Annotated in this window: 26 protein-coding genes; 16 read left to right on the top strand and 10 right to left on the bottom strand. The window is 53.0% G+C overall.

Annotated features, from left to right (window positions below):
- Positions 1-8 precede the first annotated feature (8 nt).
- The 3 genes from Q4E93_RS05995 to Q4E93_RS05985 all read left to right on the top strand — a co-directional run bounded on the left by Q4E93_RS05995 (position 9) and on the right by Q4E93_RS05985 (position 3,593).
- Positions 9-422, top strand: a complete 414-nt coding sequence (locus Q4E93_RS05995) for a cytochrome c maturation protein CcmE domain-containing protein (protein WP_303583409.1) — start codon at positions 9-11, stop codon at positions 420-422.
- A 9-nt stretch (positions 423-431) separates the two neighbouring features.
- Positions 432-2,873, top strand: coding sequence for a cytochrome c biogenesis protein CcsA (gene ccsA / locus Q4E93_RS05990; protein ID WP_303583407.1), 2,442 nt, complete (start codon positions 432-434; stop codon positions 2,871-2,873).
- A gap of 78 nt (positions 2,874-2,951) precedes the next feature.
- Complete coding sequence (locus Q4E93_RS05985; protein WP_303583406.1) at positions 2,952-3,593, top strand: DUF4294 domain-containing protein; 642 nt, start codon at positions 2,952-2,954, stop codon at positions 3,591-3,593.
- A 175-nt stretch (positions 3,594-3,768) separates the two neighbouring features.
- Here the strand turns inward: Q4E93_RS05985 and Q4E93_RS05980 are convergent, their stop codons facing one another.
- From Q4E93_RS05980 to panC, 5 genes are all read right to left on the bottom strand, one after another.
- The gene (locus Q4E93_RS05980; RefSeq protein ID WP_303583404.1) at positions 3,769-4,155 is read right to left on the bottom strand and encodes a hypothetical protein; all 387 of its coding nucleotides are present in this window, start codon (positions 4,153-4,155) and stop codon (positions 3,769-3,771) included.
- A 424-nt stretch (positions 4,156-4,579) separates the two neighbouring features.
- Complete coding sequence (rfaE2, locus tag Q4E93_RS05975) at positions 4,580-5,071, bottom strand: D-glycero-beta-D-manno-heptose 1-phosphate adenylyltransferase (RefSeq protein ID WP_303583402.1); 492 nt, start codon at positions 5,069-5,071, stop codon at positions 4,580-4,582.
- The gene (locus tag Q4E93_RS05970; RefSeq protein WP_303583400.1) at positions 5,034-6,071 is read right to left on the bottom strand and encodes a lysylphosphatidylglycerol synthase transmembrane domain-containing protein; all 1,038 of its coding nucleotides are present in this window, start codon (positions 6,069-6,071) and stop codon (positions 5,034-5,036) included. The genes rfaE2 and Q4E93_RS05970 overlap by 38 nt, the downstream gene beginning before the upstream one ends.
- An 11-nt stretch (positions 6,072-6,082) precedes the next feature.
- A complete protein-coding gene (gene panD / locus Q4E93_RS05965) occupies positions 6,083-6,427 on the bottom strand; it encodes an aspartate 1-decarboxylase (protein ID WP_303583398.1) in 345 nt (114 codons plus the stop codon).
- A 130-nt stretch (positions 6,428-6,557) separates the two neighbouring features.
- Positions 6,558-7,430, bottom strand: a complete 873-nt coding sequence (gene panC / locus Q4E93_RS05960; protein WP_303583396.1) for a pantoate--beta-alanine ligase — start codon at positions 7,428-7,430, stop codon at positions 6,558-6,560.
- Positions 7,431-7,562: 132 nt separating this feature from the next.
- Between panC and Q4E93_RS05955 the strand changes: the two genes are divergently transcribed.
- The 5 genes from Q4E93_RS05955 (at position 7,563) to Q4E93_RS05935 (ending at position 11,561) form a co-directional block, all read left to right on the top strand.
- Positions 7,563-8,375: a glycogen/starch synthase gene (locus Q4E93_RS05955; RefSeq protein WP_303583395.1), complete on the top strand. Its 813-nt coding sequence runs from the start codon at positions 7,563-7,565 to the stop codon at positions 8,373-8,375.
- A gap of 117 nt (positions 8,376-8,492) precedes the next feature.
- Positions 8,493-9,746, top strand: a complete 1,254-nt coding sequence (metK, locus tag Q4E93_RS05950) for a methionine adenosyltransferase (protein ID WP_303583394.1) — start codon at positions 8,493-8,495, stop codon at positions 9,744-9,746.
- Between the two features lie 35 nt (positions 9,747-9,781).
- Complete coding sequence (locus Q4E93_RS05945) at positions 9,782-10,366, top strand: NUDIX domain-containing protein (protein ID WP_303583393.1); 585 nt, start codon at positions 9,782-9,784, stop codon at positions 10,364-10,366.
- On the top strand, positions 10,323-11,060 hold the full coding sequence (gene rlmB, locus Q4E93_RS05940) for a 23S rRNA (guanosine(2251)-2'-O)-methyltransferase RlmB (RefSeq protein ID WP_303583392.1): 738 nt from the start codon (positions 10,323-10,325) through the stop codon (positions 11,058-11,060). The genes Q4E93_RS05945 and rlmB overlap by 44 nt, the downstream gene beginning before the upstream one ends.
- A 99-nt stretch (positions 11,061-11,159) precedes the next feature.
- Positions 11,160-11,561: a hypothetical protein gene (locus Q4E93_RS05935; RefSeq protein ID WP_303583391.1), complete on the top strand. Its 402-nt coding sequence runs from the start codon at positions 11,160-11,162 to the stop codon at positions 11,559-11,561.
- Positions 11,562-11,601: 40 nt separating this feature from the next.
- Here Q4E93_RS05935 and Q4E93_RS05930 read toward each other — a convergent pair whose 3' ends face one another.
- From Q4E93_RS05930 to Q4E93_RS05920, 3 genes are all read right to left on the bottom strand, one after another.
- Positions 11,602-11,904: a type II toxin-antitoxin system RelE/ParE family toxin gene (locus tag Q4E93_RS05930; protein WP_303583390.1), complete on the bottom strand. Its 303-nt coding sequence runs from the start codon at positions 11,902-11,904 to the stop codon at positions 11,602-11,604.
- A complete protein-coding gene (locus Q4E93_RS05925) occupies positions 11,894-12,136 on the bottom strand; it encodes a hypothetical protein (RefSeq protein ID WP_303583388.1) in 243 nt (80 codons plus the stop codon). The genes Q4E93_RS05930 and Q4E93_RS05925 overlap by 11 nt, the downstream gene beginning before the upstream one ends.
- Positions 12,137-12,247: 111 nt before the next feature.
- Complete coding sequence (locus tag Q4E93_RS05920) at positions 12,248-13,282, bottom strand: PrsW family intramembrane metalloprotease (RefSeq protein WP_303583387.1); 1,035 nt, start codon at positions 13,280-13,282, stop codon at positions 12,248-12,250.
- Between the two features lie 41 nt (positions 13,283-13,323).
- On the opposite strand from Q4E93_RS05920, the gene Q4E93_RS05915 reads away from it, so the two are divergent.
- From Q4E93_RS05915 to Q4E93_RS05905, 3 genes are read left to right on the top strand one after another with little or no spacing between them, the layout of a single operon-like run.
- Positions 13,324-14,190, top strand: coding sequence for a hydroxymethylglutaryl-CoA lyase (locus Q4E93_RS05915; RefSeq protein ID WP_303583385.1), 867 nt, complete (start codon positions 13,324-13,326; stop codon positions 14,188-14,190).
- The gene (locus Q4E93_RS05910; RefSeq protein WP_303583383.1) at positions 14,190-15,218 is read left to right on the top strand and encodes a GSCFA domain-containing protein; all 1,029 of its coding nucleotides are present in this window, start codon (positions 14,190-14,192) and stop codon (positions 15,216-15,218) included. Before Q4E93_RS05915 ends, Q4E93_RS05910 begins: the two co-directional genes overlap by 1 nt.
- A 39-nt stretch (positions 15,219-15,257) precedes the next feature.
- Positions 15,258-15,944: a uracil-DNA glycosylase family protein gene (locus Q4E93_RS05905; RefSeq protein WP_303583382.1), complete on the top strand. Its 687-nt coding sequence runs from the start codon at positions 15,258-15,260 to the stop codon at positions 15,942-15,944.
- A 5-nt stretch (positions 15,945-15,949) separates the two neighbouring features.
- Here Q4E93_RS05905 and Q4E93_RS05900 read toward each other — a convergent pair whose 3' ends face one another.
- Positions 15,950-16,558, bottom strand: coding sequence for a MiaE family protein (locus Q4E93_RS05900; RefSeq protein ID WP_303583381.1), 609 nt, complete (start codon positions 16,556-16,558; stop codon positions 15,950-15,952).
- A gap of 39 nt (positions 16,559-16,597) precedes the next feature.
- Between Q4E93_RS05900 and Q4E93_RS05895 the strand changes: the two genes are divergently transcribed.
- The 3 genes from Q4E93_RS05895 (at position 16,598) to Q4E93_RS05885 (ending at position 20,775) form a co-directional block, all read left to right on the top strand.
- Positions 16,598-17,740 carry an aminotransferase class I/II-fold pyridoxal phosphate-dependent enzyme gene (locus tag Q4E93_RS05895; protein WP_303583380.1) on the top strand — a complete coding sequence of 381 codons (1,143 nt, stop codon included), beginning with the start codon at positions 16,598-16,600 and terminating at the stop codon, positions 17,738-17,740.
- 234 nt (positions 17,741-17,974) lie between these two features.
- On the top strand, positions 17,975-20,428 hold the full coding sequence (locus Q4E93_RS05890; RefSeq protein ID WP_303583379.1) for a penicillin acylase family protein: 2,454 nt from the start codon (positions 17,975-17,977) through the stop codon (positions 20,426-20,428).
- Complete coding sequence (locus Q4E93_RS05885; protein ID WP_303583378.1) at positions 20,425-20,775, top strand: hypothetical protein; 351 nt, start codon at positions 20,425-20,427, stop codon at positions 20,773-20,775. Before Q4E93_RS05890 ends, Q4E93_RS05885 begins: the two co-directional genes overlap by 4 nt.
- Here the strand turns inward: Q4E93_RS05885 and Q4E93_RS05880 are convergent.
- Entirely contained in the window at positions 20,772-22,700 is a 1,929-nt protein-coding gene (locus Q4E93_RS05880; protein WP_303583376.1) for a tetratricopeptide repeat-containing sensor histidine kinase, read from the bottom strand. The genes Q4E93_RS05885 and Q4E93_RS05880 overlap by 4 nt on opposite strands.
- A gap of 138 nt (positions 22,701-22,838) precedes the next feature.
- Here Q4E93_RS05880 and Q4E93_RS05875 point away from each other — a divergent pair, with 138 nt between their 5' ends.
- Positions 22,839-25,385, top strand: coding sequence for a DUF5686 and carboxypeptidase regulatory-like domain-containing protein (locus Q4E93_RS05875; RefSeq protein WP_303583374.1), 2,547 nt, complete (start codon positions 22,839-22,841; stop codon positions 25,383-25,385).
- Positions 25,315-26,478 (top strand): oxygen-dependent tRNA uridine(34) hydroxylase TrhO, encoded by a 1,164-nt coding sequence (gene trhO, locus Q4E93_RS05870; RefSeq protein WP_303583373.1) that lies wholly within the window; start codon positions 25,315-25,317, stop codon positions 26,476-26,478. Before Q4E93_RS05875 ends, trhO begins: the two co-directional genes overlap by 71 nt.
- Positions 26,479-26,658: the final 180 nt, after the last annotated feature.

Below are 26,658 nucleotides of genomic sequence, written 5' to 3'. Positions count from 1 at the left end.
AACCAGATATGAAGAAAGTACAAATCGTTATACTGGTAGCGATCGCCGCAGCCGTAGCCATCCTCATCAGCTTTATGGGCAACCTGTCCACGTATGAGACCATCGCTTCCGCCCGGCAAAAGCCCGGCAAGACCGTCACGATCATCGCTCACCTGGACAACAAGCTGCCAATAGAGTACGATCCGGTGAAGAACCCCAACTTCGTCAGTTTTCACATCAGCGATACTTTGGGCAATACGGCAAAAGTGGTCTATCACTTCGAGAAGCCCTATGACCTGGAAAAGGCTGAAAGGATCACCCTGAAAGGGAGGATGAACGGGGACGTATTTGAAATTTCCCGCAAGGACGGCATCCTCCTGAAATGTCCCTCCAAATACAAGGATGATCCGAATGCGGCTAAGAAAGAACTGACTCAAAATTAATGTCCGATCATGGAATATATTGGTGAACATCTTTTGCCCGGGAAGATCGGGCACTTCTTCGCTGTTCTTTCACTGGCCGCCAGTCTTATCGCACTGATCTCCTATTTCAAAGCCACCAACGCAAAGACGCCCGATGAAGCGCAAAGCTGGCGGAAAATGGGAAGGATCGCTTTCGGAATAGACGTCCTGGCCGTGTTCGCCGTACTGTTCACCATCATCTACATCGTATCCAACCGTCTTTTTGAATACAACTTCGCCTGGGAGCACTCCAGCAGAAGCCTCCCTCTCAATTACCTGCTGGCCTGTATATGGGAAGCACAAGAGGGTAGTTTCCTCTTGTGGACCATCTGGCTTTGTGTGCTGGGCGCCATCCTGATAAAAAAAGCCGGCAAGTGGGAAGCCCCGGTGATGACAGTAATGTCCTTTGCCCTCTTTTGCGTGGCCACCATGATCCTGGGGATCTATGTATTTGGCCATAACATCGGTATCAACCCTTTCATCCTTTTGAGGGAAAAGATGACCGGCGCACCCATCTTCAGCCGTGCGGATTATCTCAGCTTCCCGCAGATGAAAGATGGCCAGGGACTGGCCGCCCTGCTGCAGAATTATTGGATGGTGATCCATCCGCCCATCTTATTTCTCGGCTTTGCCTCGACGATAGTCCCCTTCGCCTATGCCATTGCCGGGCTTTGGAAAAAACAATACGGCGACTGGACAAAGACCGCACTGCCCTGGACCCTGTTCTCCGCGGCCGTGCTGGGCACCGGCATCATGATGGGCGCCGCCTGGGCCTATGAATCCCTCAGCTTCGCCGGCTATTGGGCATGGGATCCTGTGGAGAACGCCTCCCTGGTGCCCTGGCTCGTGATGGTGGCAGGCCTGCATACGCAGGTAGTATACAATGCTACGGGGCACTCCCTCCGCGCCACCTACTTTTTCCTGATCACCCAGTTTATCTTTATCCTTTATTCCACCTTCCTCACCCGCAGCGGCGTGCTGGGAGACACCTCTGTGCACGCTTTTGTGGACTCGGGCATGAACGTGCAGCTGGGCCTTTTTGTAGCCGTATTCTTCATTCCGGCCTATGGGCTCTTCATCGCCCGTTATAAAAAAATTCCTTTCATCGCAAAAGAGGAGCAGACGAGCTCCCGGGAATTCTGGATGTTCATCGGCTCACTCGTGCTCTTCCTGTCGGCTCTCTTTATTATCGTGTCCACCTCCCTGCCTGTGATGAACCTTTTCAGAAAAGAAAAGCTGACCACCGGCGACGATCCCACTTTCGCGTACAACCGCGTGGAGATCTTCATCGCCGTCCTGCTGGGCCTTTTTACGGCGGTGACACAGTACCTGAAATACAAAGTGACCGCAAAGGACCATCTCATCAAAAAGATAGCAGTCCCTACCATTGTAGCGCTTACCATATCCATCCTCGTCAGCGTTTTTGGAGGCATCAACTACGATAAGTATGGCGCCGGCTTCATGGTAGCCATTCACCTGGCCATGTTTGCCGCCATCTATTCCGTCGTGGCCAACGCAGCGTATATCTACAGTGGCATGCGCGGCAAGCTGAAGGCCGCCGGCGCTTCCATTGCGCATGTCGGCTTCGGGCTTATGCTGGTGGGTATCCTGTTCTCCTCGGCGAAGAAGGAGGTGCTCTCTCATAATACGACGGGCATCATGCTTACCTTCGATCCCGAGGCCAAGCAGGACCCAACGGAGAACATCACCTTGCTGAAAGGCGTGCGCACCGACATGGGGAAATACTGGACTACCTTCATCGACGGCGACTCGATAGAGCCCCGCAGCAAGGCGCAATACTTCCACATCCGCTTTGAGAAAAAGGACGGCACCAAGAATTTCGATCTCTATCCGCATTGGCTAAAGTCCAACAAGGGACAGCAGCAGATCTCGGCCAACCCGGACAAGTATCACTACTTTGACAGGGACATCTTCAGCTATATCACCGCTGCCGACAATCCGGAACAACGCCGCGACGACACCGTCCGGTTCAAGAGCAATCCGGTCGCCCTGCACGACACCGTATTTTATTCCAAGGGCATCATCATCCTCGACTCCATCGTGGTAAACCCTGAAAAATATCATTTTGGCAAAGGCGATACGGCCCTGATGGCCAAGCTCACTATCATCAGTAAGGATAGTATGCACTATACGGCCACACCTGTTTATTACGTCAAAGACAACCAGGCGCAATATATCCATGACACGGTCTTTGCCCAGAACCTGGCCCTCCGCTTCAACGGGCTGTCCGCAGGCCGGAAAATAGACCTGGGAATAAAGGAATCCGCCGCCATGGTCCCCTTCGTAGCATTAAAAGTTTATGAATTCCCGCAGATCAATATTCTGTGGATCGGGACCATTATTATGATCATTGGCTTCATTATGAGCATGGTATGGAGAAGGCGCCAGGCCCGTGCCCTGCGCGCGCAATAATTTAACATTTCCACAGGGTTACAATAGGCTCTTAAAGGGTATCAACTATGACCTCTTTTTACTAATTTTAAGACGCTCATGGCCCATCGCAACCGGAAATATCTGCCATCTCTGACTGTCCTCGTACTCCTGATGGCGGCGCTAGGCGCGTCTGCACAAGCGGATACAAGCAATATTCCCCGCCCGGAGCTGGGCCCTTACGACACTATCATGGTGCCTGCCAAAATATATAATGGGGAGCTCATCGCCGCCCGTACCCAGGAAATGACATGGGTGACGGCCAGGATGACGGCGGCTTCCCGGAAAAAATGGGAAGAATGGACGCGGTTGCGCAATGCCGTCTATGTCACCTATCCCTATGCACGCCGGGCAGGAATGATCATCAACGAGATGAACGCCAGGCTGGCGCTGCTGGACAAGCCCGGGGACAGGAAAGCCTACCTGGAATCCCGGGAGAAGGAATTGAAAAAGGAATTTTCAGATCCCCTGGAAAAACTCTCTGTATACCAGGGAAAGGTGCTGATGAAGCTGATCAACCGGCAGACCGGCAACAACTGCTACAATCTTATCAAGGAATATAAGGGTGGGTTTACGGCCAGGTTCTACCAGACAGTGGCCTTCTTCTTCGGCAGCAACCTCAAGCAGCCCTATGACCCGAAAGGCGATGACCAGACCATCGAAAACATCGTCATGGAAGTGGAACGCATGTATCACGGCTAGACCGCCACTATATTCGTTTCTTTCCCGTTTGGTCGGCGACCCCTTCTCCGCACTTTCGGCGACCTCTCTTCCGCTTTGCCGGCGACCCTAACCGTTCCGCCGCTGTACTTTCAATCTCCGATAAAAAACATTACTACAATCAACGATGGCTATAGCCGGGCTCCAACATATATCCCTACCGTAGGAAAGGTAAGGCGGACTCCACGGCAGGGTCGACCTCACACCCCTGAATTGCAAGCCCCAGCCTTAATCCCTTCAAACTCGCCTCATTTGTCAAATCCCCCCTCGCCCCATCCACGGGCATCCGACCAGCTATGGCCTGTAGGAGCCTTAAATTCGGGTTAGGGCATTCAGGCACCACAGCCCAATAGCACTTCCTGTTGATGGATGAATAAAAGTCCAGTGGTGCCGAATTTACAGCGACGGAAGGCACATAGCTGTCGGGAATTGCAAAATGAAAACTTACAGCGCCTGAGGTTTGTTTCTCCTCCGCACTTTCGGCGGCCCTAACCGTTCCGCCGCTGTACTTTCCATCTCCGATCAATGGAAGTTTTTTTTTCAACGATAACTTTTATCAAACATTTTCACAAATCTCAACCGTAGGAAAGGTAAGGCGGACTCCACGGCAGGGTCGACCTCACACCCCTGAATTGCAAGCCCCAGCCTTAATCCCTTCAAACTCGCCTCATTTATCAAATCCCCCCTCGCCCCATCCACGGGCATCCGACCAGCTATGGCCTGTAGGAGCCTTAAATTCGGGTTAGGGCATTCAGGCACCACAGCCCAATAGCACTTCCTGTTGATGGATGAATAAAAGTCCAGTGGTGCCGAATTTACAGCGACGGAAGGCACATAGCTGTCGGGAATTGCATTGAAGTACCCAATGTACAGCGACGGAAGGCACATAGCTGTCGGGAAATGCATTATAGTAACCCTGCAACTAAAGGCGCCTAGCTGCAGTCATCAAGCACATAAAGAAACAATATCTATAATTTGCAAATCTTCCCAATAATCCCCGTCGTAGAAAAACCTTCTACGATCGGATTGATCACTACACGCCCGCCGGCAGCGATCACTTCCTTCGCACCTACTATCTGGTCAACCGTGTAATCACCCCCCTTCACCAGCACATCCGGCTGCACAGCGCTGATGAGCTCAAATGGCGTGTCCTCGTCAAAAATGATCACGGCATCCACCATCAGCAACGAAGCCAGCAGGGTCGCCCTGGCATCCTGGTCATTCACAGGACGGCCATCGCCCTTCAGCCGCCGGGTCGAGGCATCCGAATTGACGCCTACTACGAGGAAGTCGGCTTCCCTGGCCGCATCGGACAAAGACGCGATATGTCCCTTGTGGAGGATGTCAAAGCATCCGTTGGTGAAAGAGATGGTCTTGCCAAGAAGCCTCCAGCGTCGCAACTGGTGGAGCAGCCCCGGCAGGTCAAATATTTTCTGTTGAATAATTTGTGGTTGCTTCATTTTTTCTTCTGTTTACTCTGGGCAGGAGGATAAAGCTGGCTACGCCGAACAGGATAAAGCTCAGCAATTGCCCGAACCAAAGGAGCCAGCCCAGTGCTTCCCCGTATGGATTGCCCGCCACACCATAGAAGGCGACGGTCTTTTCCACCAATAATGCATAGGCTCCGATACCGCCCGGAGATACGATCATCCCCACACTGCCCATGGCCAGCACGCTCAGGGCGTCCACGAGGGTCAGATGCCTGGTCTCGCTGATGGCGAAAAATCCAAACCAGGTGCTGAGCAGGTAGAGGGTCCAGATCCCCACCGTATATACGAAGAACAATGGCTTATTCTTCAGGTCCTTTACGCTGGTGAGGCCATGCCAGATATTGACCGCAATTGCCTTGACCTTCTGCACGAGGTTGACATGGGCAAACCGGCGCAGGAAAAAGCGCGTGATAAAAAACAGGATCAGCAGGCCGGCCACCAGGGCCAGGATCTTGATATAGGACACCTGTCCGCTTGCATTGTGGAAAAGGACGTTGAACTTATCGGCGGTGAGGGAATGGATGACGTCGAACTGGAAGACAAGTGTCAGGCTGAACACCGCCAGCAGACAGATGACATCGAAAGCACGCTCCGCTACGATCGTTCCCACCAGCTTGTCGGCCGGTATCTTTTCATAACGGGCCAGGACAGTGCATTTCACCACTTCTCCCACGCGCGGGGCGCCCAGGTTGACAAAATAGCCGATCATGACCCCCAAAAAAACATTGATCCTGGATGGCTTATAGCCCAATGGCTCCATCAGCTGCCGCCAGCGAAGGGCCCGCAGGTAATGGCTCGCCAGCAGGAGAAGAAGAACAGGCACCAGCAACCAGTAGTTTGCCCGATGGAGCGCATCCTTCAATTTTGCCCAATTCTCAGCATTCATATCCTTCAGGCTCAGCCACACAAAAAACGCTGCCAACGCAGCGAAGAAAAGATATTGAAGTATCGCCAGGAGTTTCTTCTTCATACAATGCCAAATTACAGCTTATTTCCTTCTTTTGGAAATACTATCCGCGGAGTGAAACGCTTGGCTTCTTCGAAGTCCATATGTGCATAAGAGATGACGATGACAATGTCGCCCACCGCACCCTGCCTTGCAGCCGGTCCATTGAGACAGCAGGTGCCCGAGCCTCTTTTGCCCTTGATGAGATAGGTTTCGATGCGACTGCCGTTGTTGACATTGACGATCTGCACTTTCTCGTTCTCGATCATGTTGGCGGCGTCCATCAGGTCTTCATCCAGTGTAAGACTGCCGACGTAGTTCAGGTTCGCCTCCGTAATGACGGCCCGGTGTACTTTTGATTTGAGGATTTCTATGTTCATAATTTGGCAAGATAACACTTCCGCCGTATGTAAAGTTCACAAAACGAGCCGGAGGTTCGTTGTCCGAAGGTCAGATATTAGATTTTTCCGGCCGACGGATTAAATTTTTGAAAAATCCGTATTCCGGACATTACGACAAAGACATATTGTCGATCAGCCGGACCTCACCCATGAATGCTGCCACCAGCGCGATGGCGTCGCGTTGGCCGGGGGCCAATGGCTCCAGCGTGACAGGATCGGCAATGGCCACATAGTCCACCCTGAGATCATGGGCCTCCAGAAAAGACAACGCTTCCCAGGTAAGCTCCTCGATTTTCCCGCTGATGTCCGCCACGCCTTCGTCCCAGATCCCTTCTCCCCAGCCTTCCTTCATCCGGGCCAGCGCCTGGTAGATCGCAACGGACTTTTTCCGCTGCTCGTCAGACAATCGCAAATTACGACTGCTCATAGCCAGACCATCCGCCTCCCGTACAATGGGGCAGGGATGTAACAGGGTAGGGAGCCCGATGATCTCCAGCAGCCTCCGAACCACCATACATTGCTGGTAATCTTTCTGCCCCATGAACAGGTGGTCCGCCCTTACGGCTTCCAGGAGCCGCCGCATCACCTGGCAAACCCCCTGGAAATGCCCCGGACGAAAAGCGCCCTCCAGTAGTGATTCCAGCCTTCCGAGGTCATATTTTTCCAATCCGCTTATCCCCTGGGGATAGATCTCATTCACTTCAGGGAGGAAAAGGACATCCGTACCCGCTTTTTCCAGCATCTGAATATCCTTCTCAATCGTGATAGGATATTTTTGAAAGTCCTTAGGATCATTGAACTGGGTTGGATTTACAAAAATGCTGCAAACCGTGAACCCGGCGGTTTTTTTAGATATATCAATAAGTGATATATGTCCTTCATGCAAGGCGCCCATCGTAGGTACGAAACCAATGGATTCACCCGCCAGCCGTTGTTTTCCAAGCCATCGGGAGAGATCCTCCACTTTCTTTAATAAGATCATTTGTCAGCTTTTAATGCCGCGGGGATGGGCCACAGCAACGATTTTACAATAAAAATGCTTAATTTTGCAAACCAAATTGGTCGCCTTATGTGATCAATTGGTTAAGGTTCGTCTCATTAATCAATTCAAATAATGCTACAAAAAAAGCGAATTTTATTTATTGCCAACGAAATGTCGCCTTATTTAGAGCTGACAGAATTTGCAGAGATCGTGAACAAGCTGGCAATTAAATCAAATGAAAGTGGGTTTGAAGTGCGTTGCATTATGCCGCGCTTTGGGGTGGTCAACGAGCGCAGGCACCGTCTTCATGAGGTAGTACGCTTGTCCGGGATCAATGTAGCGGTGGATAATGACGATTTTCCTTTACAGATCAAGGTGGCCAGCCTGCCCAATGCCCGGTTGCAGGTGTATTTCCTGGATAATGAGGACCTTTTCAAGCGGAAGTTCATCTTTCACGACGAGGAGGAGAAGTGGTTCGACGACAACGGTCTGCGCACCGTCTTCTATTGCAAAGGCGCCCTGGAGACCGTGAAAAAGTTCGGATGGCCCCCTGACGTCATTCATTGCAGCGGCTGGATGACGGGCCTGATCCCTTTGTATCTTAAGACAGTTTATAAGAAAGAGCCCGTTTTTGCCCATAGCAAATGCGTTTTCACCATCGGGCAGAACACTTTCAAGGAGAAATTGGGCAATGATTTCCTCAAAATCGCCAATATACACGCCAACATCAAGGAAAAGGACCTGGAGCCTTATAAGGAAGGCAACAACACCGGTCTTTTCCGGGGAGGCGCCACCTATGCCGACGCTATAACCTTCGGAGCTGAGAAGGTTGATAAGAAGCTCGTCGAGGAGTTTGGTAAGATCAGGGGTAAGAAGGTCCTGTCCTTCAACGCCGAATCCGATCTGAGCGATTATTTGCAGCTCTATACGGACCTAAGCAAATAACTTAGCCGGCCATATAATAAATAGGCAGAAATTAACGATTCTGCTTAGAACGCAATTATTATCTTTGCGCTCGTAAGAGAAACCCATTAATACTATTTTAAATCTTTTAAACGCACCATGCCTTATTTATTTACTTCCGAGAGCGTTTCTGAAGGCCATCCCGATAAAGTGGCCGACCAGATATCCGATGCGCTGATTGATAATTTCCTGGCTTTTGACCCCCAGTCAAAAGTAGCCTGCGAGACCCTGGTAACCACAGGCCAGGTGGTACTTGCCGGTGAAGTAAAGTCTAAGGCCTACCTGGATGTACAGGAAATTGCCCGCGGTGTGATCCGTAAGATCGGCTACACCAAGAGCGAATACATGTTCGAAGCCAACTCCTGCGGCATCTTCTCCGCTATTCACGAGCAATCTTCCGATATCAACCAGGGTGTTGACAGGAAGAAGAAGGAAGAGCAGGGAGCAGGCGACCAGGGAATGATGTTTGGCTATGCCAGCAACGAGACAGAGGACTATATGCCCCTGGCGCTGGACCTGGCTCATAAGATCCTCCTGGAGCTGGCTGTCCTGAGAAGGGAGAACAAGGCTATCAAATATCTTCGCCCGGACGCGAAAAGCCAGGTGACCCTGGAATATGACGACAACAACAAGCCCGTACGCATCGACGCCATCGTGGTTTCCACACAGCACGATGATTTCGACACGGAATCCAAAATGCAGGCGAAGATCAAAAAGGACATCATCGAGATCCTGATCCCCCGCGTAAAGGCAAAATATAAGAAATACGCAAAGCTTTTCAACGACCAGATCAAATATCATATCAACCCCACCGGCAAATTCGTCATCGGCGGTCCCCACGGGGACACCGGTCTCACTGGCCGTAAGATCATCGTGGATACCTACGGTGGCAAGGGCGCACATGGCGGCGGTGCTTTCAGCGGAAAAGATCCTTCCAAGGTCGACCGTTCAGCTGCATATGCCACCCGTCACATTGCCAAGAACCTGGTAGCCGCCGGCGTAGCCGACGAGATCCTGGTACAGGTGTCCTATGCCATCGGCGTAGCACAGCCTACCAGCATCAACGTAAATACCTACGGCACTGCCAAGGTCCAGCTGACAGACGGCCAGATCGCCAGGAAAGTAATGGAGCTGTTCGATATGCGGCCTTACTTCATCGAAACCCGCCTGAAGCTGCGCAACCCCATCTACAGCGAAACTGCGGCTTATGGTCATATGGGCCGTAAATCCGAGACGGTGGAAAAGACCTTCACCTCTCCCGACGGCAAGGAGCTGAAGAAAAAGGTGGAGCTGTTCACCTGGGAAAAACTGGACTATGTTCCGAAAGTAAAAAAAGCTTTCGGTCTTAAATAAAAAGACCTCCCGTAAGGGAGGTTTTTCATTTAAATATGAACGAATCGCACAATCCATGGACCATTCTTTCCGAACGTCCCGTCTACGACAATCAATGGATCGGACTGACGGAATACGATGTCATCAACCCGGGAGGGGGAAAAGGCATCTACGGTAAGGTCCATTTTAAGAACATCGCCATCGGTGTCCTGCCCCTGGACGAAGACCTCAACACCTGGCTGGTAGGCCAGTACCGCTTCCCCCTGGACCAATACAGCTGGGAGATTCCCGAAGGGGGAGGCGACCCCGCGGTCCCTCCGGTGGCATCCGCCCAGAGGGAGCTGCTGGAAGAGACGGGGCTGGTGGCCAAAGAATGGACGCCCATCATGGAAATGCATCTCTCCAATTCCGTCAGCGACGAAAAAGCGATTCTGTACCTTGCCCGGCAATTGGAGCAACGCGAGCCGGAGCCTGAAGAGACGGAACAATTGGTCGTCCGTAAATTGCCTTTTGCGGAAGCCTATCGCATGGTGGAACAAGGCATCATCACGGACTCCATGTCCGTGGCGGCCATCCTGAAAGTAAAAATAATGCTGCATGAAGCAATCATCCCTCATCATCGGCCGGCAGCCTCTCATTGAGGCCATCCGCGCAGGGAGGGCCGTCGATAAGATCCTTTTTGGCCGCAACACCAGTGGCGAGTCCATCGGCGAGATCCGCCAGCTGGCGAAAGCGCACGCTATTCCCATCCAGATGGTGCCGCCCGAAAAGCTGAATTCCCTCACCCGGGCCAATCACCAGGGAGTCCTGGCCTTTGCCGGGTTGGTCCAATACCTCGATCTGCAGGAAGTGATCGATCATGTGGTGTCCATGGGGCAGACCCCTTTATTCGTCATGCTGGACGGCGTTACGGATGTCCGTAACATCGGCGCCATCGCCCGCTCCGCCCTCTGCTGCGGCGCCCAGGCGCTGATCATCCCCGACAAAGGCGTCGGCGCCCTCAACGAAGAGGCGATGAAATCCTCTGCGGGCGCCCTGGAACGTATCAACATCTGTCGTGTCAACAGCCTGCTCAAAGCCGTGGATAGCCTGCACCTCAATGGGATCAAAGTATTCACCAGTGAAATGAATGCAAAGAAAAAGGTGTTCGAATTGTCATTCACCGAACCCTGTTGCATCGTGATGGGCAGTGAGGACAAGGGCGTACAATCCTATATACGCAAGGCGGCTGATGAACATTTCTCCATCCCGATGGCAGGTGATTTCGATTCACTCAACGTATCCGTTGCCGCGGGGATCATCTTATATGAAGCGCTGAAGCACCGGTTGGGTTAGGAAAGACTCTTAACGGAACATTATTTGAAGCGTATCTTCTTACTGGCCTTTCCAGCGCTATTACTATTCTCATGCATAAAAAGCAAAAACCTCCCGTCCGTGGAGACCATTACCAGCGGGAGTAAATGGGGCATCCGCATCGGCAGCTCGCCCGCGGCGGTCCTTTTCGAGTTCCCCCTTCCCGACGACATCACCCAATGGCCTTCCGGCGCACCGGATGCAGCGACCATTCATGTCGGCGATCCTGTCAGCGGAATTTATGCAAAATTGCTGGCCATCTATCAGTTGCCCGGATATGGCGGGTATCGGATCATTCTGCCGGATAAGCCATTGGATAAAACCTTCGATCCGGATATGACGACCTATGGCGAATGGGGGTTCTCCATTGCAACGGTGGTGTCTTCCGAAGTTCGTGGGTTATATACAGTGAGATTGTATTTTGACGGCGGAAAGCTGGCGAAGATCTGGTATCAGTATAATGAGGGTGTGGTTTATAATTAAAGTGGGCCCTGTGAATAGCTGGTGGTCTCTGTTCTGGGTGTTATATTTTCCTCAGTCTTCTTTTGGGATGGCGAGAGGTGCCATGCACCGAGTAAACAACCACGTTATCTTCGATTATCTCAAAAACGATCACATAAGGGAATCTGTCTATTTTCACATTGAGAATGATAGCTTGATCATCTATATACCCATAGTTATGAGGTTTACTGGTGAGATCATCAAACTTCTTTAGTAGCTCTTCCAAAAATTCCTCCCCTAAACCCTGTCTTTCATCTTCATAGTGATCGTATGCAGCCTGAGTATCTTCTTTAGCCAAGTCTCTAACTATTACCTTATAGACCATTTGATTTTCTATTCTGGCGGACCAGATTTAAGGTTTCTTCTACTGTATAGGTCTTGCCTTCGCCATTCAGGTGTTTCTGCCTACGCTCATAGAACATCCTTATCTCATCCTGGGTATAAAAATACTCGCCTTCTATCTCATCTTCCAGGATGGTATATATGGCCTGTAGTTTTTTCTCGTCTGCCACATCTATATAGTGGTGAAGTTTCTGTTTTATGCTGGATGGTTCCATCGCTATATTCCTTTTCAACAAATTTAGATTATATAATCGTGGTTAGGAAATCATTCAAAATACTGATACTTAGGCAGTTGGTTTGCCAGACTCCTTCCCTTATCTACAACGTCACAACCCCTCCTGTATCGCCGGCAACTGCAGCTCCTGCCTCGCCTTATTCAGCTGCCGCAATCCCGCCTGCACCAGCCGGAAACAGATGATCCATCCCAATATGCCCAGCAGCACGAACTTCAGGTCCTGCACCACAGGCAACGCCACCAATCCGAAAGGCGCATTCCAGATCATATGCAGGATGACCATCGCCAGAAAAACACGCAGAAAGGCAGGCGCCTGTAACATCTCCCAGCTAAAAGGCCTTTCGCCCTTTACCATCCACAGCGCCGCCGCCGCATTCGCCGTCCACACGATATGCATAAAAGGCGCCAGCAGACCCCGGAGCATAATGATCTCTCCGCCCACGGCGACACCTCCTCCCAATATAAAACGGAATGCATACCCTGCGCTCTCGAAAGCGGCAAAGCCGGTACCCACGGCAGCGCCCAGGAGAAGCCCGTTCAGTATCCATTTATAACGCAGCTGCCGTCCCACCAGCCAGGCCACGATCAACAGCTTGGCCGTCTCTTCGATGATGCCGGCAGCCGAGGCGCCCAGGAAACTGGTGAACAGCTCGAAGTTGCTGAAGAACACGAGGGCCAGTATCAACGAGGCAATACCACCTACGAATAATAGTTGCGTCACTTTGAAGATCGAAATATTGCGGGGGACATTCATCTCCAGGAAGAAGATCAGCGTGGAGACGGGCACGGCAAAAGAGCCTACGAAGATCATCCCCGGGATCAGGTTGATATTTTCAAACTGCTCGAATGCCAGGTAAAGGACGGCGGCCAATATAGAACTGCCTGCGAGCAGTCTTGCAAAAAGCCAGGGCCTTGCCCATTTCACGTCCAGCTCTGCCAGGGACGGCGTATGCCGGATCGTCCCCGTGATCAGCTGCTCTTCCATTTCTTCTGCCGTATGTTTTTTGAACACTTCCGAGAAGATATGCGAGAGGCGGAAATCCTGCAGCTCTTCCAGCCCTATCAGGTCGCTGAACTTGTCACCCAGGCTGTTGTTGGGATGGGAGGGAGGCATATCCTCAGGCATCTGCTATCAGTTTAGAAGGGTAATTTAGCTAAATTTGCCTAATGACACGTCACAACGGAAAGGTCACCCTCGTCGAATGCCCCCGGGACGCCATGCAAGGCTGGCCCCACATCATCCCCACGGAAAAAAAGATCGAATACATCAATTCCCTGTTGAAAGCAGGCTTTGATACCCTCGACTTCGGGAGCTTTGTGTCAGCCAGGGCCATCCCGCAGATGGCCGACACTGCGCAGGTGCTGGCCGGACTGCAGCTGCATGGCAATTCCACGAAGCTACTGGCCATCGTCGCCAATTTCCGGGGCGCGGAAGAGGCCGCCGCCTTCGACGAGATCACCTGCCTGGGTTTCCCTTTCTCCGTGTCGGAGACCTTCCAGCTCCGCAATGCCAACAAAACAGTGGAAGGCTCCATCGCCACAGTCGAGGAGATCCAGGACCTCTGCGTGAAAAGACAAAAAGAGCTGGTCGTATATATATCCATGGGCTTCGGCAATCCTTACGGCGACCCCTGGTCGGAGGAGATCGTTTTCCAATGGGTGGACACGCTCACCCGCCTGGGTATCCGTATCATTTCCCTTGCAGACACGGTAGGACTGGCCACGCCCGAACAGGTGTTTTCCGTGACGGACTACCTGGTGCGACAGCTGCCGGACCATACCATTGGCGTGCATCTGCACTCCACCGCCACCCACTGGAAAGCCAAGATCGATGCCGCCCTGCAGGCCGGCTGCCGTCGCTTCGACGGCGCCTTAAAAGGCATCGGCGGCTGCCCCATGGCGGGCGACCACCTGGTAGGCAATATGGACAGCGCCCTCATGATCCCCTACTTCGAACACAAGGGTCTCACCACCGGCATAGATCACACCGCACTGACCGCATCCTTACAACTGGCTTCAGAAATTTTCGTATAATGGACCTTCAGCTTCCCATACAGATCGACCCGCTGCCGCAGCCCATCGGCTACCCCGATAAGATCATGCTGACAGGCAGCTGCTTTACCGAGCACATCGGCAACGCCCTCAGCGACTGGAAATTCGATACGCTGCAAAACCCTAATGGTATTCTATTCGATCCCGCCAGCGTGGCTTCCTCCATTACATCGTATATGGATGGACGCCCCTTCGAAGAAAAAGACCTCGTCTATTTCAACGAGCTGTGGCAAAGCTGGCAGCATCACAGCCAGTTCTCGCGTATGGACAAAGACGAGGCCCTGCAAGGTATCAATGATTCCCTTGCCCGGGCGCATGCCTTCCTGAAAGAGACCAAATGGCTTATCATCACCCTGGGCAGCGCATTTTCATACAGGCTGCTGCCGGAAGCCCCGGCACAGTTCCTGCCGGGGCGCTATAACCCGGCCGATGCAGGCGGAGCCCCCGTCGCCAATTGCCACCGCGCCCCGGGTCAGATATTCCGAAAGCATTTAATGACCATCGAAGAGATCATCGTAGCCCTGGATACCTGCCTCTACAGGCTCTTCCAGTTCAACCCGGCATTGCGGATAATCTTCACTGTTAGCCCCGTGCGCCATATCCGGGATGGGGTAGTGGAGAACAACAGGAGCAAGGCCCGGCTTATCGAGTCCGTCCATCACCTGGTGAATAAGTTCGGCCGGCTGTATTACTTTCCCGCTTACGAGCTGGTGATCGACGTGCTCCGCGACTACCGGTTCTATGACATCGACATGGTCCATCCGAATTATGCCGCTACCCAATTCGTCCTGGAAGAATTTACCCGTCATTACATCGGCGCCGAATCCCAGGGCATTATGGCGGAAGTGAAAAAGATCGTCACGGCCCGCCGGCATAAGGCTTTCCAACCCGCCACGCAGGCGCATAAACGATTCCTCTGGGACCATCTGCAAAAGACGGAAGACCTCGCCCGGCGCTACCCTTTTCTCGATCTGTCTGAAGAGCTGGCCTGGTTCGCCGGCGCACATTAACAAATTCATAGGGATTTACGTGCGACCTTAGCATATCACATGTCAAAAACAACCACGCAGGCAAAAGCTATCCTGGACTTCTATAAAAAGCTCGATCCATCCTTCTCCATGCCGTCCGGCATAGAGATCATGAATCCCTTTCTTGATCCCCAGGCATGGCGCCTGGCAAAAACCTTCTATGAAAAGTTCTATTCCGACACCCGTCCCCGGAAATTTATCTTCGGCATCAATCCCGGCCGCTTCGGAGCAGGCGTCACAGGCGTCCCTTTTACGGATCCCATCCGGCTGGAAGAGAAATGCGGCATTCCCAGCAACCTGAAAAAGCTGCCCGAGCTGTCTTCTCAGTTCATCTATGCAATGATCGATAAATACGGAGGGGTAAAGCAATTCTATGGGGATTATTTCATCACCGCGCTCTTCCCGCTGGCCTTCACCTGGAATGGGAAGAACCTCAACTATTATGACGATAAGGAATTGTTAAGATCCTCCGAACCTTTCATCGTACAATGCATCCGCCAGCAGCTGGAGACGATCCCCACCACCACGGACAATTGCTTTTGCCTGGGAGAAGGAGAGAATTACAAGCAGTTCCGGCGGATCAATGACAAGCACGGGTTTTTCGGGGAGATCATCCCGCTGCCGCATCCCCGTTGGGTCATGCAATACAGGAGAAAGAAAATGGAAGAGTTTACCGCAGTGTACGTAGAAAAACTATCGGTGCATTAGTATTATTAGTGGATCCTGTCCCCCCGTATCTCCTGCGACTCCATTACCCCTGCCTCATAGTCCAGCCATTCCTTCCATCGCCGGCGCACCGCTTCCTTATCTACGTATGTCTCCGCCAGCTCGATGAAAAGATGGTAATGACCGGCCTCACTTTCCATAAAGCGCCGGTAGAACTGCCGCAGGTACTCGTCATCCAGCCCTTCGCTCAGCCGCTTGAAACGCTCGCAGCTGCGGGCCTCGATGAGAGCGAAGATCAGCAGCCTGTCCAGGAACCGTTGCTCTTCACTGCCACCCCTAAGCTCGAATTCCATCAGCTTGTTCACATATTGGTCCTTTCGCTGGCGGCCCAGCTTCAGGCCTCTTTTGCTCAATTCAGCCAGCACCAGCCGGAAATGTCCCCATTCTTCCGTTACGAGGGGCGACAGCTCCTGCACCAGCTTCTCTTTGGCGGAATAACGCTGGATCAGGGAGATGCAGCTGGTGGCGGCCTTCTGCTCACACCAGGCATGATCCGTGAGGATGTCTTCCAATGACAAACTGGCCAGATCTACCCAGCGGGGGTCCGTGGGCAACTGTAGTCCCAGGATATTCTTCTGTTGAGAGAGCGATTGCATGTGGCGAAATTATGTAGGTTTGCCGGAAATTGGAAACCTTTGAACGAAGACTTCCTCGATAAGAAGCTGCAGGAAAGAAAAGACCAGCACGCTTTCCGCCGCCTGCGACTGCCAGATGGCGCAACTGACCTCTGCTCCAACGATTACCTGGGCATCGCCACCAACAGGCTGATCGAAAAAGCATTGGCCGCCCAGCCAAACCCAGCCGGCGCCAACAGCCAACCCGGCGCCCCTCACGGCAGCGGCGGCTCCCGCCTGCTGGCCGGCAACTATCCGCTCATCGAAGAGACGGAAAGAGAGCTGGCTACCTTTCACGCCGCAGAAGCGGGACTCATCTTCAACTCCGGTTATGACGCTAACCTGGGTCTGCTGAGCTGTCTGCCGCAAAGAGGGGACACCATCCTCTACGACCAGCTGAGCCATGCCTCCATCCGGGATGGCATTCGCCTGTCCTTTGCCCGTGCCTTCTCTTTCGGTCACAACGACCTCCAGGACCTGGAACAACGCCTGCAGGCGGCCCGGCAGGGCGGCACCCTGTTCGTCGTGACCGAATCCGTCTTTTCCATGGACGGACACCTGGCGCCCCTGGCCGAAATGGCCGACCTTTGCCAGCGTCATGACGCGCACCTCATCGTGGACGAAGCCCACGCTACAGGCATCATCGGGCAAAAAGGCGAAGGACTGGTCCAACACCTGCACCTGCAAAAAGCCTGCTTCGCCCGTGTGCATACTTTCGGCAAGGCAGTGGGCTGCCACGGGGCCGTCATATTAGGGAGCCATCGGTTACGGGACTATCTCATTAATTTCTCGCGCCCCTTTATCTATACCACCGCTTTGCCGCCATCCGCCATCCTGGCGATCCAAGAAGCCTATAGCCTCTTTCCGGATATGCAGCAGGAACGCTTGCATCTCCAGACCATCATCAGCCGCCTGCAGGGAGCTACCCTTCCTTTTGAAAAATTAAACAGCTCCACACCCATTCAGGGGATCATCACTCCGGGCAACGAAGCCGCAAGATCTATGGCGACGGCATTGCAGGACGAAGGGCTGGACGTCCGGCCGATCCTTTATCCCAGCGTCCCCAGGGGGGGCGAGCGGCTACGCATCGTGCTGCATGCATTCAATACCGTTGCGGAAGTGGATCAGCTGATCGCCGTACTGCAAAATGCTACGAAGACATAAAAAAAATAAGCCGGCTCACCACTGAGTCCGGCCTATTATCTACCTGAACCACCTGAACTGAATTTAGAGTAGGGTATGAGGGGCTTGCGTTAGTACTGGTACGGCGCGTTTGTGAATGCAAATTTTCATAATCACACCCACATGTACAATACCATTTTGTGGTATTACCACTAGGTGGTAACACTTTTCCGGCGTATACACATACCTAATTCAAAAAAATACTACTTTTAGGTTATGCGTATAATCCCTTTCCTACTTTCTTTGCTGTTAACCACAGCCCTTATCTTCTTTCTCGACAACCAGTGGGGCAAGCTGCCACCCCTGGGCAAATTCCTCAGTCCACAGCATGGTTTCTGGCAGAATGCAGAGGACGTGGACAAAAGCTTTACGGGCGACCTGGCGCTGCCCGGGCTAAAAGACAGGGCCAGCGTCTACTTCGACCAATACCTGGTTCCCCACGTATATGCCAACAGCGAGTCCGACGCCTGTTACATACAAGGTTACCTGCACGCAAAGTTCCGGCTCTGGCAAATGGAGTTTCAGACCTTTGCTGCCGCAGGAAGGCTGAGTGAAGTATTAGGGTCCGGAGAGAACGACAATATCCTGAAATACGACCGCAGCATGCGCAGGCTGGGGATGGTGGAGGCCGCCAAAAAAGCCGTGGAAGAAATGGAGAAGGACAGCACCACCAAAAAAGATTGCGATGCCTATACGGCCGGCGTCAACGACTACATCAGTAATATGAAGGCGGGCGAGCTGCCCCTGGAATACAAGCTGCTGAACTACCGGCCGGAACCCTGGAGCAACCTGAAGATCGCCCTCTTCGTCAAATACATGGCCTTCGACCTGGCAAGCAGGGACAACGATTTCGAAATGACCAATGCCAAAAGCATTTTCAGTAAGGAAGACCTCGCTAAGCTCTATCCCGCCGTCATAGACAGCGCCGATCCCATTATTCCCAAAGGCACACATTTCCTGCCTCCCCTGAAGCTGCCCAGGCCGCCTGCAACGGCCGACTCGCTTTATTTCAATAACAAGGACACTGTCACCGCCATGGAAATGAAGCCGGAGAAAAGCAATGGCAGCAACAACTGGGCCGTGAGTGGAAAGAAGACCCTCAGCGGGAGCCCCATCCTTTGCAACGATCCGCATTTGAGCACGAATCTGCCAGCCATCTGGTACCAGATGCAGATAAGGACGCCTAACTACAATGTCTATGGCGTGTCATTCCCGGGCGCGCCCTACATCGTCATTGGCTTCAATGACAGCTGCGCGTGGGGCGTCACCAATGCAGGTAGGGATGTCCGTGACTATTACCGCATTAAGTTCAAGGATGATAAAAGAAGGGAATACTGGTTCGACAGCGCCTGGCGAACCGTGGAGAGCCGGGTCGATACCATCAGGATCAAAGGAATGCCGGATTTCTACGATACGGTGGTCAGCACGGTCTTCGGCCCCGTGATGTACGACCCGACGTTCAATGGTTTTGCCAACACGGCCCCGACCGGCAGCTACGCAGTACACTGGCAGGCCGACATCCCTTCCAACGAGCTGGCCACCTTCGGACGGCTGCAGGGCGCCGCCAACTACGACGACTACAAAAATGCGCTGGCTCATTTCAAATGCCCCGGACAGAATTTCGTCTTTGCCGCCAAGAACGGCCAGGTCGCCATCTGGCAGCAGGGTGAATTCCCCGGGAAATGGAAAGGACAGGGTCTATATGTGATGCCCGGGGAGGACAGCTCCTATATGTGGAAGGATACGATCCCCGCCGACAGGAACCCCAACATGATCGACCCTGACAGGGGGTTCGTCAGCAGTGCGAACCAGGTGCCCGTGGATACAAGCTATCCTTACTTTCTTGGCAGCGATTTCCCTCCCTACCGGGGCCTGCTGATCAATCGCATGCTGAACCAGATGAGCTCCATCACCCCAGCCGATATGATGAAGCTGCAGACGGAGAACTATGACGTATTCGCGGAAATGGCCAAACCCCTCCTCCTGCGCAATATACAGGAATCGCAATTGGACGAGACAGGGAAAGGCTATCTCAACCAGTTCAAGCTGTGGAAGCTCCGCAACGACCCCGATGAACAAGGGCCCGTGATCTTCAAATGCTGGTGGGATCATCTGCAGAAAGAGATCTATGACGACGAGTTTGCAAAATATACGCTGCCCCTGATGCGCCCTTTCGAAAGTGCCCTGCTGGAAGCTTTGCTGAAAGATTCCACCTACCCCTTTATCGATAATATCAATACGGCCGAAAAAGAAACCCTTCAGCAGGTGGTCACCGCCGCCTTTCTGAAGTCCGTTCCCGATCTGGTGGCGGTCGGTCAGCATAACAAAGCCACCTGGAGTAAATTCAAGGACACCTGGGCCCGCCACCTGCTACGCTTGCCGGCGCTGAGCCGTACGCACCTGAACATCGGCGGTGGCACCCATTGCATCAATGCCGCCAAACAATTCCACGGCCCCAGCTGGCGCATGATCGTACAGCTGACCAACAAAACGGAAGCCTATGGAGTATATCCGGGTGGTCAGAGTGGCAACCCCGGCAGCCCCTATTACGACACGTTCATCGACAGCTGGGCTTCCGGTAAATACTACCCCCTTTGGGTGATGGATATGAGCGAGATTAGAGATAAAAGGATCAAATGGACCTTGCACTTAAAACCCGGTAACCAATGAAATTCATTATAACGACACTCCTGATCGCATTGCTGAGCTTTGTCTGCGGACTTTACCTGCCCTGGTGGGGCTTTGCGCTGGCCGCCTTTCTTGTCAGCGCCCTGATACCTCAACGGCCTGGCATCTCCTTCCTCGCCGGCTTCCTGGGCCTTTTCCTGTTGTGGACGCTGCTTTCCTGGGCGATGGACGCGCCAAACAACAGCATTCTTTCGAAGAAGATCGCCGTACTCCTCCCCCTGGGTGGCTCTACGGTCCTGCTGATCCTTATTACTGCCCTGGTAGGGGCGCTGGTAGGCGGAGGGGCCGCCCTCACGGGAAGCTATATCCATCGCAGGCGTTCCGCTTAGCGCGGATCTGCGGCGGGCAGGGTGAATGTGAAGGAGGTGCCTTTGCCAGGCTCACTCTCGAACCAGATCCTGCCTCCGTTCTTCTCCACCAGCTCCTTGCAGAGGAATAGCCCCAGGCCGCTGCCTTTTTCCCGGGCAGTGCCCGCGGTAGTATAGGAGACGGATTGGTTAAATATCTTATCGTGGTCCGCTGCCGCTATTCCCTGCCCGGTGTCCTTTATTGTCACCGCAACGTTCGCTTCGCCGGCAAGGGTGGATAGACTGATCGTATCCGCCGGCCCGCAAAATTTGATTGCATTCTCCACCAGGTTGCGGATGACCAGGTCCACCATGACCTCATCCGCAAATGCCATCACTGGGGACGTCGCTTCTTCCGACAGCAGCACCACCTGCTTTTTCTCGGCCCGGCCTTGCGCCAGGCGTTTATTTTGCCCGATGAGGGTGCGCACATCGATGTCACGGGCATTCACCTGCATGCCCTCCATCTGGCTTTTGGCCCAGTGCAGCAGGTTGTTCAACAGCTGTGAGGTGCCCACCAGGCTTTCACTCATCTTCCCGCTGAAATGGAGGATCTGCTCCTGCGAAAGTGCCGACTGCTGCAGCAGATCGACGAAGCCCTGCAGGGTGGCGATAGGGCTTCTCAGGTCATGGCCGATGATGGACAGCAATTTATTCTTGACATGGTTGATCTCTTCCAGCTGCATGTTCTTCTTCCGGATCTCTTCATTGCGGCTTTTCAGCATCCGGTTGAGCCGCTGCTTCTGGAAATTGCTTCTGTACAGGAAAAAACAGCCGAGCCCCAGGACGACGGCGAGGGTAAGGTACAGGAAACGCTTTACGCTGTCCCGGGCCAGCTCATTTTCCCGGATGATCCTGTCCTTGTTCAACAGGTCGATCTGGTGCTGTTTTTTCTCCAGCTCATAGCCCGATTGCAGGCTTTTCACCTGCTTTTCTTTTTCCAGTGTGTAAAGGCTGTCGTTCACGGCGATCTCGCGATTCCGGTAATAAAGGGCCAGATCGGATCTTTTAAGCGCCTTATACCCGGCATACAGACTGTGACAGGATTCTTTAATGATTTCGGGCAGATGCAGGTCCTGCGCTTTCTCCAGGCTCATGGCCGCACTCCGGATGCTGGCTTCGTATCCCCCGGATTGGTAATACACCTGTGCAAGGGAATTATATACCCAGGCGATCCCTTCCTCGTCTCCCAGCTTCTCCGAAATTTGCAGTGCCTGCGTCAGGCAGCTCAAAGCCTTGCCGGTCTGATGCAGGTTGAGGTAATCATCCCCCATATTGAGCAGGACCACCGAAAGGTTCATCGAATCATGCGCCTGCTCGACGAGCCGGCGGGCACGTTCATTATAATCCAGGGCCGAGTCGAACTTATGGTCGTTTTTGAAGACGTCGCCCATATTGATGAGCATAACAGCTACCCCTGTCCGGGTCGTGTCGGCTTTGTCATGTTCGGCTATCTGCAAGGCCATCCGGAAATATTGCAGCGCCCTGGGGTAATCTTTCATGGCCGCATATACAATACCGATATTCGAATAATTATTCCCTGTAAGCCCTTCCATATGCAGCTTTTCGCTGATCCTCAGCGCCTGCAGGTGGCACTGCAGGGCTTCGGGGTATTGTCCTTTCGTGCCGAGCGCGACGCCTTCGGTGAGGTAGGCAAGGGCCATCCCTTTCTCATAATGCGCCTTTTCAGCAGTCGCCAGCGCCTGCGATCCCATCAACAGGGCGCTGTCAGGATCTTTATTCCAATAGTACCGGGAAACTGCGTAGCTGAGATTCACCCTGTCGGTATCTTGCTGTGCAGCCTGCAATTTCACCAGCAGGCTATGAATGTCGAAAGGCTGCGCCATTGAAAGGAAGGGGCACACCAGCAGCAGTATGTAAATAAGGGTAGGGATTCGGGGGTACAACGTGTTTGGATTTGTCGTAAAATATGAAATTATCTTAATAAGTAGTAACCATATTTGTATAAAATATGCCGTAAAGACAATTTCGGCATACGTTCGCAAGGGGTTGCTTATATTCGCCCGATAACGCTGAACCCGCCCATGCAAAAGTCCCTGATCCTGCTACTACTGTGTTATTGTACTGTGCTTCCCGATGCCCGCGCAGTCCGGATCTCCGGATCCGTGACGGACGATAAAGGCAATTTCCTGGCTTATGCGTCCATCCTGGTTAAAGGCAGCACCCGCGGCGTCACGGCCAATAATGAGGGCAAATATTTCCTGGACCTTTCCCCCGGCGCCTATACGCTGGTATGCCAGTACGTAGGGTATACCCGCCAGGAAAAGAAGATCACCGTAGGGCAGGAAAGCCAAAAGGTTGACTTCAGCCTCTCCCTTCAGCAGCTCAGCATGGCGGATGTTGTCGTCCGCCCCGGCGGAGAAGACCCGGCCTACGAGATCATCCGGCACGCCATCAAAAAACGGAAGGATTATGAAGCGCCACTGGACTCCTTCACCTGCGAAGCCTATATCAAGACCCTGGTCAAAAGCCGGAAGGTCCCAAAAAGAGTATTTGGCCAGAAAATAGAGGAAAAGGACAAGCAGGAGATGGGCGTCGACTCGGCCGGCAAGGGGATCATCTATCTCTCTGAATCCCTGACAAAGCTGTCCTACAAGCGGAGACCTGAAAAGATCAAGCTGGAAGTGCTTTCCGGTAGGGAGAGCGGCTCCAACGGCTATGGCTTCAGCGTCCCTACGTTCATCAGCTTCTATAATAACAATGTCTATGTGCTGCCCCGGCAGCTGAACCCCCGGGGCTTCATCTCACCCATCGCCGAATCCGCCCTTCATTACTACCGCTATAAGTACCTCGGCTCTTTTTTCGAAGACGGCAAAGAGGTCAATAAGATCCAGGTGATCCCCCGCCGGAAATATGAACCCCTGTTCTCCGGCACCATCGACATCATAGAAGGAGAGTGGAGGATCCATGGCCTTGATCTGCTGCTGGTGAAGGAATCACAGCTGGAAATGCTGGATACCCTGTCCATCCGCCAGATCCATGCGCCCATCGGGGACAACGTCTGGCAGGTGAAGGACCAGGTGGTGTATTTTACTTTCAATATCATGGGCTTCGACGCCGTAGGTAATTTTCTCAACGTATACAATAACTATGACGTCGCCCCCCGCTGGCGCAAAAGATGGTTCAACAACGTCCTGATGAAGTACGATACGGCGGCCAATAAGAAGACCCGGGCTTACTGGGATTCCATCCGCCCTGTGCCCCTGGAGCCGGAGGAGGCCACCAACTATACGATCCGGGACAGCATCTACAGGAGCGGCCTGGACTCCGCGGGGTCGAAAAGGAACCGCGATTCCATGCTGACCCGGCAGGGGCCCGTAAAGCTCAACCAGATCCTCACCAAAGGCTTCAATCGCAGCAATTTCCGCCAACCCTTTCCTTTCCGATATGAAATGCAGCCATTACTGCCGAACATGGGATACAATACGGTGGAGGGGATCAATGCCAACATCGATGGTTCCTTGTCCAGATCTTTCAATAAAGGCGCAAGTGTGCTGGCTTTGGACCCTCATATCCGGTATGGTTTCCACAACACGCGCCTGAATGCCTGGGCCGCCCTTTCACTGCGCCGGCGGTCCGTCATAGGAGAAGGAGACGACCTCTCCTCGCTGGGCCAGACCTGGAGCCTCTCCGGGGGCCGGCGTGTCGAACAGTTCAACCCCCATCGACCTATTTACGAATACGTCAACAGCCTGTATACCCTCTTATTCAGGCGCAATTACATGAAGATCTATGAGCAGTGGTTTGGCCGGCTGGACTACACCGTACACATGGACAACGGGCTGGTGATAAAAGCGAACGCCGCCTATGAGGACCGGCTGCCCATCAATAATACCACGGGCTATTCGCTCATTAAATACAAGGACAGGGAATTTACGCCCAACTACCCCTTTGAAAAGCTCAGCAGCCAGTTCCCAAGACACCAGGCCGTCCTGTCCGGGGTGGAGGTCGAATACCAGCCCGGGCAGCGCTTCATCGAATTCCCCGGCCGCAGGGTTGCGATTGGAAGCAAATACCCCACCTTCTCCCTCGCTTATCAAAAGGGCTGGAGCGGTCTGCTGGGCAGCGACGTCAATTTTGACAAATGGCAGTTCTCCGTGTGGGATGATGTGAATTTCAGGCTAAAAGGTCTGCTACGGTATAACCTGGGGATCGGCGGATTCATCAATGACCGCAGTGTTTTTATCCAGGATTACCAGCATTTCAATGGCAACCAGACCATCATTGCCAATCAATATCTCAACGGCTTTCAGCTGGCCCCATATTATGGCAACAGCACGACGGCCGCATTTTATGCCACAGGGCATATCGAGCATCATTTCAATGGCTTGCTGACCAATAAGATCCCCCTTTTCCGCCGGCTGAACTGGTATCTCGTGGCAGGCTCCAATGCCTTTTATGTCAACCAGGATAACAACTATACGGAAGTCTTCGGCGGGCTGGAGAATATCCTCAAGCTTTTCCGGGTGGATGTGGTGGCGTCCTTTCTCAATGGTCATTATGGGCAGACGGGCGTGCGGCTGGGGCTGGGTGGACTCCTGGGATCAGCCTTCCGGGCCAGGAGACGGTAAATTCGAAATTTCGTATCTTCGCGGCATGGCCGCCGCTTTACACAACAGAGTTTCCCAAAAGGAGCTGAAAGCACGATTATACCAGGAGACCGAACCCCGCATTACCCTCTCTTTTTACCGTTATTTTCCCGTTGCTGACCCCCCGAAGTTCCGCGACGAGCTGTATATAGCCCTGGAGGATAAAAAAGTCTTTGGCCGGATCTACGTCGCCGCCGAAGGGATCAACGCCCAGATCAGCGTGCCCCGGTCCAATTTCGACAGCCTGGCCGCCTACCTGCGCGGCCTCGCCGGACTGGAAGACCTTCGCCTCAACATTGCGGTGGATGACGATGGCAGGTCGTTCTGGGTGCTGAAGATAAAAGTACGGGAAAAGATCGTGGCCGACGGGATCGACGATCCATCTTTCGATATGGGAAAGAAAGGTAGATATGTGGATGCGGAGCAGTTCAACCGGCTGACGGACGACCCGGACACCATCGTCATCGACATGCGGAACCATTATGAATACGAGGTCGGTCATTTCGACAAAGCGCTGGAAGTGCCTTCCGATACCTTCAGGGACCAGCTCCCCATGTCCGCCGGCATGCTGGAGGAGCATAAGGAAAAGAACATCATCATGTACTGTACGGGAGGCATCCGCTGTGAAAAAGCCAGCGCTTACCTGCTCCATAAAGGCTTCAACAATGTCTTCCACCTGGAAGGTGGCATCATTCATTATGCCAACACCGTAAAGGAAAAGGGGCTGGAAAACAAGTTCAGGGGCAAGAATTTTGTCTTCGACGGCCGCCTGGGAGAACGCATCAGCGATGAGATCATTGCCCGCTGCCACCAGTGCGGCCAGCCCGCCGACACCCATACCAACTGCCGGAATGAGGGCTGTCACCTTTTATTTATTCAATGTGCCGATTGCGCCGCCCGCTACGACGGCTGCTGCAGCCCGTCCTGCCAGGAGACCATCCACCTTCCCGAGGCTGAGCAAAAGGTGCGGCGGAAAGGCATCGATAAAGGCGCGCATTTCTTCAATAAGTCAAAAGCCCGCTTGCGTCCGTCCCTGGCCCCGCCTTCGTCGGGGGAAGAACCCCTCCAATCTTGACAACACATTCGTGAAATTTCTATACGAGAGGAATTTTTGTCCTATTTCCGCGGATATATTATTTCGTATGATAATATTAAGGGGCTTCGGCATTTAAATGCGCATGCTTTATTTTTTCGTAGTGGTCAATCTAAATAAAACTGTAATTTGTACGTTTAATCACTTATCTGATTAGCGCAA

The organism is Flavitalea plasmicola (assembly GCF_030546645.1).
Classification (GTDB): Bacteria; Bacteroidota; Bacteroidia; order Chitinophagales; family Chitinophagaceae; genus Puia.
This window is presented reverse-complemented; position numbering and strand designations above follow the sequence as displayed.